General features: G+C 65.0%; 15 protein-coding genes and 1 riboswitch. Of the genes, 14 read left to right on the top strand and 1 reads right to left on the bottom strand.

The window, feature by feature from the left end; genetic code table 11:
* Positions 1-366 precede the first annotated feature (366 nt).
* Positions 367-588, top strand: a riboswitch (cobalamin riboswitch).
* 120 nt (positions 589-708) lie between these two features.
* The 14 genes from cobO to JOY50_RS28000 all read left to right on the top strand — a co-directional run bounded on the left by cobO (position 709) and on the right by JOY50_RS28000 (position 12,102).
* On the top strand, positions 709-1,320 hold the full coding sequence (cobO, locus tag JOY50_RS27940; protein ID WP_043198530.1) for a cob(I)yrinic acid a,c-diamide adenosyltransferase: 612 nt from the start codon (positions 709-711) through the stop codon (positions 1,318-1,320).
* Positions 1,317-2,612, top strand: coding sequence for a cobyrinate a,c-diamide synthase (locus JOY50_RS27945; protein ID WP_132847081.1), 1,296 nt, complete (start codon positions 1,317-1,319; stop codon positions 2,610-2,612). Before cobO ends, JOY50_RS27945 begins: the two co-directional genes overlap by 4 nt.
* On the top strand, positions 2,609-3,259 hold the full coding sequence (bluB, locus tag JOY50_RS27950) for a 5,6-dimethylbenzimidazole synthase (protein WP_132847082.1): 651 nt from the start codon (positions 2,609-2,611) through the stop codon (positions 3,257-3,259). Before JOY50_RS27945 ends, bluB begins: the two co-directional genes overlap by 4 nt.
* Positions 3,256-4,164, top strand: a complete 909-nt coding sequence (gene cbiB, locus JOY50_RS27955) for an adenosylcobinamide-phosphate synthase CbiB (RefSeq protein WP_132847083.1) — start codon at positions 3,256-3,258, stop codon at positions 4,162-4,164. Before bluB ends, cbiB begins: the two co-directional genes overlap by 4 nt.
* On the top strand, positions 4,157-5,149 hold the full coding sequence (cobD, locus tag JOY50_RS27960) for a threonine-phosphate decarboxylase CobD (RefSeq protein ID WP_132847084.1): 993 nt from the start codon (positions 4,157-4,159) through the stop codon (positions 5,147-5,149). Before cbiB ends, cobD begins: the two co-directional genes overlap by 8 nt.
* The gene (locus tag JOY50_RS27965) at positions 5,146-6,600 is read left to right on the top strand and encodes a cobyric acid synthase (RefSeq protein ID WP_132847085.1); all 1,455 of its coding nucleotides are present in this window, start codon (positions 5,146-5,148) and stop codon (positions 6,598-6,600) included. The genes cobD and JOY50_RS27965 overlap by 4 nt, the downstream gene beginning before the upstream one ends.
* 1 nt (position 6,601) lies before the next feature.
* Positions 6,602-7,123: a bifunctional adenosylcobinamide kinase/adenosylcobinamide-phosphate guanylyltransferase gene (gene cobU / locus JOY50_RS27970; protein ID WP_132847086.1), complete on the top strand. Its 522-nt coding sequence runs from the start codon at positions 6,602-6,604 to the stop codon at positions 7,121-7,123.
* Complete coding sequence (gene cobT / locus JOY50_RS27975) at positions 7,120-8,175, top strand: nicotinate-nucleotide--dimethylbenzimidazole phosphoribosyltransferase (protein ID WP_132847087.1); 1,056 nt, start codon at positions 7,120-7,122, stop codon at positions 8,173-8,175. Before cobU ends, cobT begins: the two co-directional genes overlap by 4 nt.
* Positions 8,172-8,738, top strand: a complete 567-nt coding sequence (cobC, locus tag JOY50_RS27980; RefSeq protein WP_028614178.1) for an alpha-ribazole phosphatase family protein — start codon at positions 8,172-8,174, stop codon at positions 8,736-8,738. The genes cobT and cobC overlap by 4 nt, the downstream gene beginning before the upstream one ends.
* Before the next feature lies 1 nt (position 8,739).
* On the top strand, positions 8,740-9,462 hold the full coding sequence (locus tag JOY50_RS27985; RefSeq protein ID WP_132847088.1) for an adenosylcobinamide-GDP ribazoletransferase: 723 nt from the start codon (positions 8,740-8,742) through the stop codon (positions 9,460-9,462).
* A gap of 251 nt (positions 9,463-9,713) precedes the next feature.
* Positions 9,714-10,118, top strand: a complete 405-nt coding sequence (locus JOY50_RS27990) for a MarR family winged helix-turn-helix transcriptional regulator (RefSeq protein ID WP_132847089.1) — start codon at positions 9,714-9,716, stop codon at positions 10,116-10,118.
* A 64-nt stretch (positions 10,119-10,182) separates the two neighbouring features.
* Complete coding sequence (locus JOY50_RS27995) at positions 10,183-11,385, top strand: MFS transporter (RefSeq protein ID WP_132847090.1); 1,203 nt, start codon at positions 10,183-10,185, stop codon at positions 11,383-11,385.
* On the top strand, positions 11,382-11,504 hold the full coding sequence (locus JOY50_RS29020; protein WP_259375115.1) for a hypothetical protein: 123 nt from the start codon (positions 11,382-11,384) through the stop codon (positions 11,502-11,504). The genes JOY50_RS27995 and JOY50_RS29020 overlap by 4 nt, the downstream gene beginning before the upstream one ends.
* Before the next feature lie 46 nt (positions 11,505-11,550).
* Positions 11,551-12,102 (top strand): glutathione peroxidase, encoded by a 552-nt coding sequence (locus tag JOY50_RS28000; RefSeq protein ID WP_132847091.1) that lies wholly within the window; start codon positions 11,551-11,553, stop codon positions 12,100-12,102.
* Between the two features lie 731 nt (positions 12,103-12,833).
* On the opposite strand, the gene JOY50_RS28005 is transcribed toward JOY50_RS28000, so the two are convergent.
* Positions 12,834-13,094 (bottom strand): DUF2798 domain-containing protein, encoded by a 261-nt coding sequence (locus tag JOY50_RS28005; RefSeq protein WP_132844445.1) that lies wholly within the window; start codon positions 13,092-13,094, stop codon positions 12,834-12,836.
* Between the last annotated feature and the right edge of the window lie 85 nt (positions 13,095-13,179).

Here is a 13,179-nt window from a genome sequence, read left to right on the forward strand (position 1 = left end):
ACCTCCAAGATAGCGATGTAAGTATCGCTTCTTGGCGTCCGTTGTCACGGGGCAGGCCCACCAAAAAACGCTGCGCTCCGATCATCCGGCCCCTGCGCTGCGCTCCGGGGTTCCCTCACTCCGGCCTTGCTCCCGGGAGGACCGCGCTGCAGGCCCCATCCTGGGGCCCAGCGCTTGACGGGCATCCATGCCCGTCACCTCCCTTCGCAAGGCCTGCGTTCGGCCTCCTGAAGTCGCGAAGATCAAAAGCCAGATCAAAAGCCAGATCAAAAGCAGATCAAAAGCCAGATCAAAAGCAGGAGCAAGATCAAGAGCATACGTCGCGGTAGCACCCGCTTCGATTGACGCTCCGGGTGCAACCCTCTAACCTTCGCGCGTGTTTCAGGTGCCCTGCCAGCCCCCACTGGGCAGGGTGAAACTGGGAAGCCGGTGGGCGCCAGCATGGCGCGATTCCGGCGCTGCCCCCGCAACGGTAGGTGAGTAGAAGGCCGCGCAGGGCCACTGGATGCCAGCATCCGGGAAGGCGCGCAGGTCAGGGCCAAGGCCCGCTCACAAGCCCGGAGACCGGCCTGAAACTGTCAACGGCATCACGGAGGGTGATGCGCGGTGCACCGTGGCGCCCTGCCATGGCCCCTGCGCGTTCTCCGTCTGCCTGCCTATTACCTGTCGCCACGCCTTGCCGTGGTGCCAGCCTGCGGAGAACCCTTGATGAGCGAACCCACCGAACGCGACGAACGCCACTTGGCGCGCATGCAGCGCAAGAAGGCGGTCATCGACGAACGCATCGCCAATTCCCCCAACGAATGCGGCCTACTGCTGGTGCTGACCGGCAATGGCAAGGGCAAGAGCAGCTCGGCCTTCGGCATGCTCGCGCGCGCCCTGGGCCACGGCATGCAGTGCGGTGTGGTGCAGTTCATCAAGGGCCGCAACAGCACCGGCGAAGAGCTGTTTTTCCGCCGCTTCCCCGAGCAGGTACGCTACCACGTGATGGGCGAAGGCTTTACCTGGGAAACCCAGGATCGCCAGCGTGACATCGCCGCCGCCGAAGCCGCCTGGGCGGTGTCGCGCCAGTTGCTGCAGGACCCAAGTGTGCAATTTGTGGTGCTGGATGAACTGAATATCGCCCTCAAGCACGGCTACCTCGACCTGGACCAGGTACTGTCCGACATCCAGGCTCGTCCGCCCATGCAGCACGTGATCGTCACTGGCCGCGCTGCAAAGCCGGAGATGATCGAACTGGCTGATACCGTGACCGAGATGGGCATGCTCAAGCACGCCTTCCAGGCCGGTATCCGCGCACAGAAGGGCGTCGAACTGTGAGTCAATCGCGCCACTGCCCCGCCGTGTTGATTGCGGCACCGGCCTCTGGCCAGGGCAAGACCACCGTCACTGCTGCCCTGGCCCGCCTGCACCGCAACCTCGGGCGCAAGGTGCGGGTGTTCAAGTGTGGGCCCGATTTTCTGGACCCGATGATTCTCGAACGGGCCAGCGGCGCGCCGGTGTACCAGCTGGATTTGTGGATGATCGGTGCCGACGAAAGCCGCCGCCTGCTGTGGGACGCGGCTGGCGAGGCCGACCTGATCTTGATCGAAGGGGTGATGGGGCTGTTTGATGGCACCCCGTCCAGCGCCGACCTCGCGCGCCACTTCGGCGTGCCGGTGCTGGCAGTGATCGATGGCACGGCCATGGCCCAGACCTTCGGTGCCCTGGCCCTGGGCCTGGCGCGTTACCAGGCCGACCTGCCGTTCGCCGGCGTGCTGGCCAACCGGGTGGGCAGCCTGCGCCACGCGCAACTGCTCGAAGGCAGCCTGACGGAAGGCCTGCGCTGGTATGGCGGCTTGTCCCGCGAGCGCGGCATCGAGTTGCCCAGCCGTCATCTGGGGCTGGTTCAGGCCAGTGAACTGAATGATCTGGATGCTCGCCTTGACGCCGCGGCCGAGGCGCTTGGCGCCAGTTGCGACGCAACCTTGCCACCGCCGGTGACTTTTGCCGAACCCGAACCGCAAGCGTGTGCTGCCTCGCTGGCTGGCGTGCGCATTGGTGTGGCGCGAGACGAGGCGTTCGCCTTCACCTATGGCGCCAACCTAGAACTGCTGCGCAACCTGGGCGCACAGCTGGAATTCTTCTCGCCGCTGCATGACCGTGAACTGCCGGTGGTGGACAGCCTGTACCTCCCGGGTGGTTATCCCGAGCTGCATCACCACGCGTTGGCCGCCAACGCGCCGATGAGCGAGGCAATCCGCGCCCATCATGCTCAGGGCAAGCCGTTGCTGGCTGAGTGCGGCGGCATGCTGTACCTGCTCGATGCCCTGACCGACGTGACTGGTGAGCGTGCCGAACTGCTCGGCCTGCTGCCGGGCGAGGCGACCATGCAGAAGCGCCTGGCGGCCTTGGCCTTGCAGGCGGTGGAGCTGCCGGAAGGTACCCTGCGCGGTCACACCTATCACCACTCGCTGACCAGCACCGCGCTTGACCCGATCGCCCGTGGCCTCAGCCCCAACGGCGGGCGGGGCAACGAAGCGGTGTATCGCCTGGGTCGGCTGACAGCCTCTTACGTGCACTTCTACTTCCCCTCCAACCCCAATGCGGCGGCGGCGCTGTTGCGGCCATGAGTGAACACGCTTACAGCGACGCCGAACGCGCCGCGATCTACCGCGCCATCGGCGAGCGCCGCGACATGCGCCATTTCGCCGGTGGCCAGGTGGCGCCGGAGCTGCTCGGCCGCCTGCTGGCGGCCGCACACCAGGCGCCCAGCGTCGGTTTGATGCAGCCCTGGCGTTTCATCCGCATTACCCAGCGTGACCTGCGCACCCGCATCCAGGCCTTGGTGGAGGCGGAGCGGCTGCGCACTGCCGAGGCGTTGGGCGAGCGCGCTGATGACTTCATGAAGCTGAAGGTAGAAGGCATCAACGACTGTGCCGAGCTACTGGTAGCGGCGTTGATGAACAACCGCGAGCCGCACATCTTCGGCCGTCGCACCCTCCCGGAGATGGACCTGGCCTCACTGGCCTGTGCCATCCAGAACCTGTGGCTGGCGGCCCGTGGCGAAGGGCTGGGCATGGGCTGGGTGTCGCTGTTCGACCCCCTGGCGCTGGCAGCGCTGCTGGGCATGCCTGAGGGGGCCAAGCCGGTGGCGGTGCTGTGCCTGGGGCCGGTGACCGAATTTTACCCGGCACCCATGCTGGTGCTGGAAAACTGGGCCGAAGAACGGCCCTTGAGTGACCTGCTGTACGAAAACCAATGGGGAGAGCGCCAATGAGCGTGGCCTTGCTGACCATGGCCGGGGTGGCGCTGGATGCCTTGCTGGGCGAACCGCAGCGGCGCCACCCGTTGGTGGCTTTCGGTAATATGGCCGGTAACCTGGAGCGCCGCCTGAATGCAGGTGGCCGCGGCTGGCGCAGCCACGGCGTGAGTGCGTGGTTTCTGGCGGTTGTGCCGCTGACCCTGGTGGCACTGATCCTGTCCTGGCTGCCGTACATCGGCTGGCTGGTGGATGTGCTGGCGCTGTACTGCGCCCTGGGGCTGCGCAGCCTGGGTGAACACGTGCTGCCGGTGGCCAACGCCTTGCGCCAAGGCGACCTGAATGAAGCCCGGCGCCGCGTCGGTTACCTGGTCAGCCGTGAAACCCGCGAGCTGGACGAGCCCGCCGTGGCGCGGGCGGCCACCGAGTCGGTGCTGGAAAATGGCAGTGACGCGGTGTTCGCCGCGCTGTTCTGGTTCGTGGTGGCCGGCGCGCCGGGCGTGGTGCTGTACCGCCTGAGCAACACCCTGGATGCCATGTGGGGGTACCGCAACGAACGCTTCGAGCGCTTCGGCTGGTGCGCGGCGCGCATCGATGACGTGCTCAACTATATTCCCGCAAGGCTGGTGGCGCTGACCTACGCACTGCTGGGCAAGACCCGCCTGGCCCTGGCTTGCTGGCGCAAGCAGGGCCCGCTGTGGGACAGCCCCAACGCTGGGCCAGTGATGGCCGCAGGTGCCGGTGCACTGGGGGTAGAACTGGGTGGCCCGGCGGTTTATCACGGCGAACTGCATGAGCGGCCGCGCCTGGGTGAAGGGCCGGTGGCTGACGCTGATGCCATAGAGCGTGGCTGGGGCCTGGTGCAGCGCGGCGTGTGGCTGTGGCTGTTGTTGATTTGCCTGGGGGCCTACATCAATGCTTGAACACGGTGGCCGCCTGCTGCGTGCGGTGCAGCAATACGGTATCCCTCGCGAGCAGTGGCTCGACCTGTCCAGCGGCATTGCGCCCTGGCCATTCCCGATTCCGCCGATACCCACAGACGCCTGGGCCCGCCTGCCGGAGACCGAGGACGGCCTGGAGCAGGCGGCACGCGTATATTACGGCGCCCGCCAGCTGCTGCCGGTGGCAGGTTCCCAGGCGGCGATCCAGGCTTTGCCGCTGCTGCGTGCGGCTGGCCGAGTAGGGGTGCTGTCGCCGTGCTATGCCGAACACCCGTACGCCTGGCATCGGGCGGGCCATCAACTGGTCGAGCTGGAGGAGGCGCAGGTCGAGGCGACGCTCGACAGCCTCGACGTGCTGGTGCTGGTCAACCCCAACAACCCGACCGGGCGGCGGGTACCGCGTGAGCGCCTGCTGAGCTGGCATGCGCGTCTGGCTGCCCGCGGTGGCTGGCTGGTGGTCGACGAGGCGTTCATGGACAACACCCCGGCGCATGGCGTGGTCGATTGCGCCGAGCGCCCGGGGCTGATCGTGCTGCGTTCGTTCGGCAAGTTCTTTGGCCTGGCCGGGGTACGCCTGGGCTTCGTCGCCGCCGAGCGCAGCCTGTTGCTGCGCCTGGCCGAGCTGCTTGGCCCGTGGACGGTCAACGGGCCAACCCGGGTCCTGGCCCAGGCCAGCCTGGCCGACAAACCTGCCCAGCGCGTGCAGATTGACCGTTGCGCTGCCGCCAGCCAGCGCTTGGCCACATTGCTGTCCAGCAACGGCCTTGCGCCCAGCGGTGGCTGTGACCTGTTCCAGTACGTGCGCAGCGAACGCGCCGCGCAGTTGCATGACTTTCTCGCCCGCCGCGGCATCCTGGTGCGCTTGTTTGAACACCCACCGGCCGTGCGCCTGGGGCTGCCCGAATGTGCGGCGGACGAACAACGCCTGGCCCTGGCCCTGGCGGACTATCAAAAGGAATCGGCATGACCACCCTCATGGTGCAAGGCACCACCTCCGACGCTGGCAAGAGCACGCTGGTAACTGCCCTGTGCCGCTGGCTGTTGCGCCAGGGCGTTGGCGTGGTGCCGTTCAAGCCACAGAACATGGCGCTGAACAGCGCGGTGACTGCTGACGGCGGCGAAATTGGCCGCGCCCAGGCGGTGCAGGCGCAGGCTTGCCGGCTGGCACCCCACACAGACATGAACCCCGTGTTGCTCAAACCCAACAGCGATACCGGTGCCCAGGTGATCATCCACGGCCGTGCGGTCACCAGCATGAACGCGGTGGCTTACCACGACTACAAAGCCATCGCCATGCAGGCGGTGTTGGCTTCGCACCAGCGCCTGAGTGCCGCCTGGCCGGTGGTCATGGTCGAAGGCGCGGGGTCGCCGGCGGAGATCAACCTGCGTGCCGGCGACATCGCCAACATGGGGTTTGCCGAAGCGGTGGATTGCCCGGTGATCCTGGTTGCCGACATCAACCGCGGCGGTGTGTTTGCCCACCTGGTGGGCACGCTGGAATTGCTGTCGCCCAGTGAGCAGGCGCGGGTCAAAGGTTTTGTCATCAACCGCTTCCGTGGTGATATCGCCTTGTTGCAGCCGGGGCTGGACTGGCTGGAGCAACGCACCGGCAAACCAGTGCTGGGGGTGCTGCCTTACGTCACCGACCTGCACCTGGAAGCCGAAGACGGCATCGATGTGCGCCAAGGCGCCAAGAGCGAGCGCGTGCTCAAGGTGATCGTCCCGGTATTGCCGCGCATCAGTAACCACACCGACTTCGACCCGTTGCGCCTGCACCCGCAGGTCGACCTGCAATTCATTGGCCCGGGCCAGCCGATCCCGGCTGCCGACCTGATCATCCTGCCGGGTTCCAAGAGCGTGCGCGGTGACCTGGCGCAGTTGCGCGATCGCGGTTGGGACAAGGCCATCGAGCGGCACCTGCGCTACGGTGGCAAGCTGATCGGGATCTGCGGCGGCCTGCAGATGCTTGGCCGCGACGTGCATGACCCGCTGGGGCTCGAAGGGGCTGCCGGTTCAAGCCCGGGGCTGGGCCTGCTCGATTACGCCACGGTGCTGGAAGCCGAGAAGCAGCTGCGCAACGTTGCCGGCACGCTGAACCTTGAAGCAGCACCGGTTGGCGGCTATGAAATTCACGCTGGCGTCACCACCGGCCCTGCACTGGAGCAACCCGCCGTGCAGCTGGCCGATGGCCGCTGTGATGGCGCTGTCAGTGCCGATGGCCAGATCCTCGCCACCTACCTGCACGGCCTGTTCGAGGGCAGCCAGTCGTGTGCTGCGCTGCTGCGCTGGGCTGGCCTGGAGGATGTGCAGAGCATCGATTACGAAGCCCTGCGCGAACGCGACATCGAGCGCCTGGCCGACCTGGTGGAAAAGCACCTGGACACTGCGCACTTGCGCCAACTGTGCGGGGTAGCCTGACATGCGCAGCCTGATCCTCGGCGGGGCGCGCTCCGGCAAGAGCCGCCTGGCTGAACAGCTGGCCAGCGCCAGCGGCCTGCCTGTGACCTATATCGCTACCAGCCAGCCGCTGGATGGTGAAATGAACGAACGTGTGTTGCTGCATCGCCAGCGCCGTCCCGCTGACTGGGGGCTGATCGAAGAGCCGCTGGCGCTGGCGGCAGTACTGCGCGCCGAAGCGGCCGAAGGGCGCTGCCTGCTGGTGGACTGCCTGACGTTGTGGCTGACCAACCTGCTGATGCTTGAAGACGACCAGCGCCTGGCCGAGGAGCGTGATGCCCTGCTGGCTTGCCTGGAGCAGTTGCCTGGCACCCTCATTCTGGTCAGCAACGAAACCGGCCTGGGCGTCGTGCCCATGGGCGAGCTGACCCGGCGCTATGTTGACCTGGCCGGCTGGCTGCACCAGGCCGTGGCCGAACGTTGTCAGCGCGTGGTACTGACCGTGGCCGGCCTGCCCCTAATGCTCAAAGGAGCTGCACTATGACTCAAGCCTGGTGGCGTGACGCCTGCCAATCCCTCGACAACGCCGCCATGGACCAGGCCCGCGCCCGTCAGCAACAGTTGACCAAACCTGCTGGCTCACTCGGCCAGCTGGAAGGCCTGGCCATTCAGCTGGCGGGCCTGCAAGGGGTTGAACGGCCAACCTTGGACCAGGCTGCCATCAGCATTTTTGCGGGTGACCACGGTGTGGTCGAAGAAGGTATCTCGGCCTATCCACAGGCGGTGACCGGGCAGATGCTGCGCAACTTTGTCGGCGGTGGTGCGGCGATCAGCGTATTGGCGCGCCAGCTGCAGGCCAGCCTGGAGGTGGTCGATCTGGGCACCATCGATCCTCATCTGGAACTGCCCGGTGTGCGCCATCTGCACCTGGGTGCCGGCACGGCCAACTTCGCCCGTCAGCCCGCGATGACCGAGGGGCAGCTGCACGCTGCCTTGCAGGCCGGCCGCGACAGCGCCTTGCGTGCCGCCGAACAGGGCGCGCAGCTGTTCATCGGCGGCGAGATGGGTATTGGCAACACCACGGCCGCCGCTGCCTTGGCCAGCGTCCTTCTAAGCTGCTCGGCTGCTGAACTGAGCGGCCCGGGCACCGGCCTGGACAACGCTGGCGTGCAGCACAAGGCCGAGGTCATCGAGCGGGCGCTGCGCCTGCATGGCCTGCAGGCCGCAGACCCATTGCAGGCACTGGGTTGTGTCGGCGGTTTCGAGATTGCTGCCCTGGCCGGTGCCTACATCGGCTGCGCCCAGGAGGGGATCGCAGTGCTGGTGGACGGCTTCATTTGTAGCGTTGCCGCCCTGGTGGCGGTGCGCCTCAACCCGCAGTGCCGGGCGTGGTTGCTGTTTGCTCATCAGGGCGCGGAGCCTGGGCACAAGGCGTTGCTGGCTGCATTGCAGGCTGAACCGCTGTTGGCGTTGGGCCTGCGGCTGGGCGAGGGCAGTGGTGCTGCGCTGGCGGTACCGCTGTTGCGCCTGGCCTGTGCACTGCACGGGCAGATGGCGACCTTTGCCGAGGCCGCTGTGGCGGACCGCCCGGCATGATCCTCGACCTGTTGCGTCACGGTGAAACGGAGCAGGGCGGCCTGCGCGGCAGCCTGGACGATGCCCTCACAGACAAGGGCTGGGCGCAGATGCGCAGTGCCGTGGCCGAAGCCGGCCCGTGGCAGGTGCTGGTCAGTTCGCCGCTGCAGCGCTGTGCGCGTTTTGCCGATGAACTGGGTGGGCGGCTTGATTTGCCCGTGCAGCGTGAAGCCGGTGTGCAAGAGCTGCATTTTGGTGACTGGGAAGGCCGTAGCGCGGCGCAGATCATGGAAGACCAGGCGGATGCCCTGGGGCGTTTCTGGGCAGACCCCTACGCTTACACCCCCCCCAATGGCGAGCCGGTGCAGGCATTCGCCGAGCGGGTGCTGGCCGCTGTCGAGCGTTTGGGCCGCCAGCATGCAGGTAAGCGGGTGCTGCTGGTCACGCATGGCGGGGTGATGCGGCTGTTGCTAGCCCGGGCGCGAGGCTTGCCGAAGGAGCAGTTACTGCAGGTTGAAGTCGGGCATGGGGCGCTGGTGCGGTTGGTGATGGGCGACGACGGTCAACTGGCCGAGGGCCACTGAAATGTTGCCGTTCTGGATTGCCTTGCAGTTTCTCAGCAGCTTGCCCGTGAGCCTGCCGGGCATGCCGGCACCGCGTGAGCTGGGGCGTTCGCTGCTGTTCTACCCGCTGGTAGGGCTGTTGTTCGGGTTGCTGCTGTGGCTGGCCAGCCTTCTGCTGCAGGGTACGCCAGCGCCGCTGCATGCTGCGTTGCTGCTGACGGTGTGGGTGTTGCTTAGTGGCGCCTTGCACCTGGACGGCCTGGCGGACAGCGCCGACGCCTGGCTGGGCGGTTTCGGCGACCGTGAGCGCACCCTGCTGATCATGAAAGACCCGCGTAGCGGGCCGATTGCCGTGGTTACCCTGGTGCTGGTGCTGCTGCTGAAGTTCTGCGCCTTGTGGGTGCTGGTGGAGCAGGGCATAGGGGCGCAATTACTGCTGGCGCCCTTGATTGGGCGCGCGGCGATGTTGGGCCTGTTCCTCTGTACACCTTATGTGCGGCCTGGCGGCTTGGGTCAGGCGTTGGCCGAGCACTTGCCCCGACGTGCAGCCGGGTGGGTGTTGCTGGGCAGTGGACTGTTCTGCCTGGTCTTGGGCGGCTGGGTGGTAGTGCTGGCACTGGCCATGTTTGCCTGGTTGCGGCACCTCATTTGCCGACGTCTGGGTGGGACTACCGGGGATACAGCGGGTGCGCTGCTGGAACTGCTCGAACTGGGCGTCGTGCTGGGGTTGGCGCTCGGCCTGTGATGGGGTGATGACGCTCAAAATCTGAAAGCATGTACGCGCTTTGTTGGAGCGACTGTCTTGTGCTGCCTGCCCTGGCCCCATCGTCGGCAAGCCAGCTCCCACAGGGATGAGCCGATGCGGTCAATGTGGGAGCGGCTTTAGCCGTGAACCGGCAACGCCCGTGCCATGAACCGCGCAGCTTTCTCGCGGGTGGTAACCTTCTATCGTGAAATTTCTTGCAACAGTCAGGGCGCGGGTATATACACGTATCCATGCTGACCAGTGAATGCATCTGTACCCATCTGCGTCGCGCCGCCCGTGGGGTGAGCCGGCATTACGACGAGGCCCTTGCCGGCTTCGGGGTCAATGTTGCGCAGTTTTCCCTGCTAAGGCACCTGCAGCGGCTCGACCGCCCCAGTATCACTACCTTGGCCGAAGCCATGGGCCTGGAGCGCAGTACCCTGGGCCGTAACGTGCGGGTGCTGGAGGCGCAAGGGCTGGTGGCTCTGGCCGAAGGTGAGGACCAGCGCAACCGCGTGGTGCTGCTGACCGAGGCTGGAACGCAGCTGCTGCGTGCTGCGCATCCGGCCTGGGAACAAGCCCAGATCGAGCTGGTGGAGCGGTTGGGCGCAGGGCAGCGGGATGAACTGGTGCGTTTGCTGGACCAACTGGCTTGAATTGATACGACTATAAGCGGGTATATACCCGTAAAAACCTTGCGATGTGCTGGAGATAACGACAATGACTTCGGTGTGGCGAACCAGCGGGTGGGTATTGGTAGGGGCGGCGTTGATTCTGGCGCTGTCTCTGGGTGTGCGGCACGGCTTTGGTCTGTTTCTGGCGCCGATGAGCGCCGATTTTGGCTGGGGCCGTGGGGTGTTCGCCTTTGCCATTGCCTTGCAAAACCTGATCTGGGGGCTGGCGCAACCGTTCGCCGGTGCCTTGGCCGACCGTATGGGGGCGGCACGGGTGGTGATCATCGGCGGGATTCTTTACGCCGCCGGTTTGATCCTCATGGGCATGGCCGACTCTGCCTGGTCGTTGTCGCTCAGTGCCGGTTTGCTGATCGGCATCGGCCTGTCCGGCACATCGTTCTCGGTCATCCTCGGCGTGGTCGGGCGTGCGGTGCCGGCAGAGAAGCGCAGCATGGCCATGGGCATTGCCAGCGCTGCCGGTTCGTTTGGTCAGTTCGCCATGCTGCCGGGCACTCTTGGCCTGATCCAGTGGCTGGGTTGGTCCGCAGCGTTGCTGGTGCTGGGTCTGATGGTGGCGTTGATCGTGCCCTTCGTCGGCCTGCTGCGCGACCGCCCGATGCCCAGCCATGGCACCGAACAGACCCTGGGCCAGGCGCTGCGCGAGGCGTGCTCACATTCCGGCTTCTGGTTGCTGGCGCTGGGTTTCTTCGTGTGTGGCTTCCAGGTGGTGTTCATTGGTGTGCATCTGCCGGCCTACCTGGTTGACCAGCACCTGGCCGCGACCACCGGTACCACGGTGCTGGCGCTGGTCGGCCTGTTCAATATCGTGGGTACTTTCACGGCTGGCTGGCTGGGTGGTCGCATGTCCAAGCCGCGCCTGCTGACCGGGCTGTACCTGCTGCGTGCGGTGGTGATCGTGTTGTTCCTCTGGGCGCCGGTGAGTGCGTTCAGTGCCTACCTGTTCGGCATCGCCATGGGCCTGTTGTGGTTGTCCACGGTGCCGCTGACCAATGGCACCGTGGCTACGCTGTTCGGGGTGCGTAACTTGTCCATGCTCGGCGGTATCGTCTTCCTTTTCCACCAGCTGGGTGCATTCCTCGGTGGCTGGTTGGGCGGGGTGGTGTATGACCGCACCGGCAGCTATGACCTGGTCTGGCAGATTTCCATCCTGCTCAGTCTGTTGGCCGCTGCCCTTAACTGGCCAGTGCGCGAACGGCCGGTTGCGCGCCTGCAGGCCCAGGCCGCATGAACCGCTACCTGGCCCGCGGGGTGCTGGCACTTGGCTCGCTGGTGCTGCTGGCGCTGGCGTGGTGGGGCTGGCACAAGGGCGGGATGGCGTTGATGCAACTGGGCATGAGTGTTTGTTAGGCGCTACCCTGCAAGCTCAAGGATTGTCTTGCAGGAGAAACGAAACATGCGTGCTCATTGGTTGACAGTGCCGTTGTTGGCCGTGCTTGCCAGCACATCGAGCTGGGCTGCCGATTGCCCAGCTGTGTTGCAGGGCAGCTTGCCAGAATTGCGTGGCAAGGGGCAGGTCGACCTGTGCCAGCGCTTTGCCGGCAAGCCTTTGGTGGTGGTCAACACGGCCAGTTATTGTGGGTTTGCACCGCAGTTCGAGGGGCTTGAGGCGACGTACAAGGAGTATCACGAGCAAGGCCTGGAAATGCTTGGCGTGCCGTCCAATGACTTCAAGCAGGAAGATGCCGACAGCGAGAAGACTGCCAAGGTTTGCTATGCCAACTATGGGGTCACCTTCACCATGACCAAGACGCAGGCCGTGCGGGGCAAGGATGCGATACCGCTGTTTGCTGAGCTGGCCAGCCAGAGCAGTGCGCCGAAGTGGAATTTCTACAAGTATGTTGTCGATCGTAAGGGCAAGGTGATCGGTAACTTCTCTAGCCTGACCAAGCCGGATGATCCGGAATTCCGCGCAGCCATCGAGAAGGCCATCGCCTCGCAGCAGTAATCCGGCTGCTCTAGCTCTAGCCTCTGCTTCTGCTTCTGCTTCTAAGCGCGCGGTAGTTCAAGCGACGCAGATTGCGACTTCAGGAGGCCGAGCGCAGGGCTTGCGAAGGGAGGTGACGGGCATGGATGCCCGTCAAGCGCTGGGCCCCAGGATGGGGCCTGCAGCGCGGTCCTCCCGGGAGCAAGCCCGGAGCGAGGGGACCCCGGAGCGTAGCGCAGGGGCCGGATGATGGGAGCGGACGGCTTTGGTTACTTTGGCCAAGACCAAAGTAACCCGCCGGAAGGGCGGAAAGGTGACTCAGCGCCACCTGCGCGAACGAATGTCTACACTTGTATCAAGGCGCACATCGTAAAAGCCAAGAAGCTTAAGTGGTGGTTTTGATATGTCGAAAACTCCATTTGCGATGGCGACGCATAGTCACCTTTTCGCCCTTACGGCGAGTCACTTTTTGTCAAACGCGACAAAAAGTAACCAAAAAACGCTGCGCTCCGATCATCCGGCCCCTGCGCTGCGCTCCGGGGTTCCCTCACTCCGGCCTCGCTCCCGGGAGGACCGCGCTGCAGGCCCCATCCTGGGGCCCAGCGCTTGACGGGCATCCATGCCCGTCACCTCCCTTCGCAAGGCCTGCGTTCGGCCTCCTGAAGTCGCGAAGATCAAAAGCAAGATCAAGATCAAGATCAAGATCAAGAGCCGGAGCCGGAGCCGAAGGCATGGCTCGGCTTCTGATTACTTCATCTAGCATGCACCGTAATCGCCACCAACCGCACCACCACCGGCCTGACCATCAACACGCAAACGAACGCCACTGGCATCGCCAATTGATAGGCCTTCAGCACATTGCTCAGGTATTGCTCAGTAACCCCGGCATTCGCCGCAGTAATCACGAAGCACATCAGTAACGCCATGATAGACGACATGAAAAAGGCAAAAACATAAGGCGTAGCACCCGGGTGCAATTTGCGTCGGCTGCGCGACTGGGACAGGTTGCTCATGTGAACTCCTGAAAGGTGAGTGGACGAGCAGGTTAACAATCCCCTCGGCCGCCGCTGTAGACCAGCCTCGCTGAGTTCTTTATAA

Source organism: Pseudomonas sp. BP01, from assembly GCF_022760795.1.
GTDB lineage: Bacteria > Pseudomonadota > Gammaproteobacteria > Pseudomonadales > Pseudomonadaceae > Aquipseudomonas > Aquipseudomonas putida_Q.

Excerpts from the sequence above, each read along its gene's own strand:
- cobO (WP_043198530.1), top strand. The coding sequence starts at position 709 with ATGAGCGAACCCACCGAACGCGACGAACGCCACTTGGCGCGCATGCAG.
- bluB (WP_132847082.1), top strand. The coding sequence starts at position 2,609 with ATGAGTGAACACGCTTACAGCGACGCCGAACGCGCCGCGATCTACCGC.
- cbiB (WP_132847083.1), top strand. The coding sequence starts at position 3,256 with ATGAGCGTGGCCTTGCTGACCATGGCCGGGGTGGCGCTGGATGCCTTG.
- cobD (WP_132847084.1), top strand. The coding sequence starts at position 4,157 with ATGCTTGAACACGGTGGCCGCCTGCTGCGTGCGGTGCAGCAATACGGT.
- JOY50_RS27965 (WP_132847085.1), top strand. The coding sequence starts at position 5,146 with ATGACCACCCTCATGGTGCAAGGCACCACCTCCGACGCTGGCAAGAGC.
- cobU (WP_132847086.1), top strand. The coding sequence starts at position 6,602 with ATGCGCAGCCTGATCCTCGGCGGGGCGCGCTCCGGCAAGAGCCGCCTG.
- cobT (WP_132847087.1), top strand. The coding sequence starts at position 7,120 with ATGACTCAAGCCTGGTGGCGTGACGCCTGCCAATCCCTCGACAACGCC.
- cobC (WP_028614178.1), top strand. The coding sequence starts at position 8,172 with ATGATCCTCGACCTGTTGCGTCACGGTGAAACGGAGCAGGGCGGCCTG.
- JOY50_RS27985 (WP_132847088.1), top strand. The coding sequence starts at position 8,740 with ATGTTGCCGTTCTGGATTGCCTTGCAGTTTCTCAGCAGCTTGCCCGTG.
- JOY50_RS27990 (WP_132847089.1), top strand. The coding sequence starts at position 9,714 with ATGCTGACCAGTGAATGCATCTGTACCCATCTGCGTCGCGCCGCCCGT.
- JOY50_RS27995 (WP_132847090.1), top strand. The coding sequence starts at position 10,183 with ATGACTTCGGTGTGGCGAACCAGCGGGTGGGTATTGGTAGGGGCGGCG.
- JOY50_RS29020 (WP_259375115.1), top strand. The coding sequence starts at position 11,382 with ATGAACCGCTACCTGGCCCGCGGGGTGCTGGCACTTGGCTCGCTGGTG.
- JOY50_RS28000 (WP_132847091.1), top strand. The coding sequence starts at position 11,551 with ATGCGTGCTCATTGGTTGACAGTGCCGTTGTTGGCCGTGCTTGCCAGC.
- JOY50_RS28005 (WP_132844445.1), bottom strand. The coding sequence starts at position 13,094 with ATGAGCAACCTGTCCCAGTCGCGCAGCCGACGCAAATTGCACCCGGGT.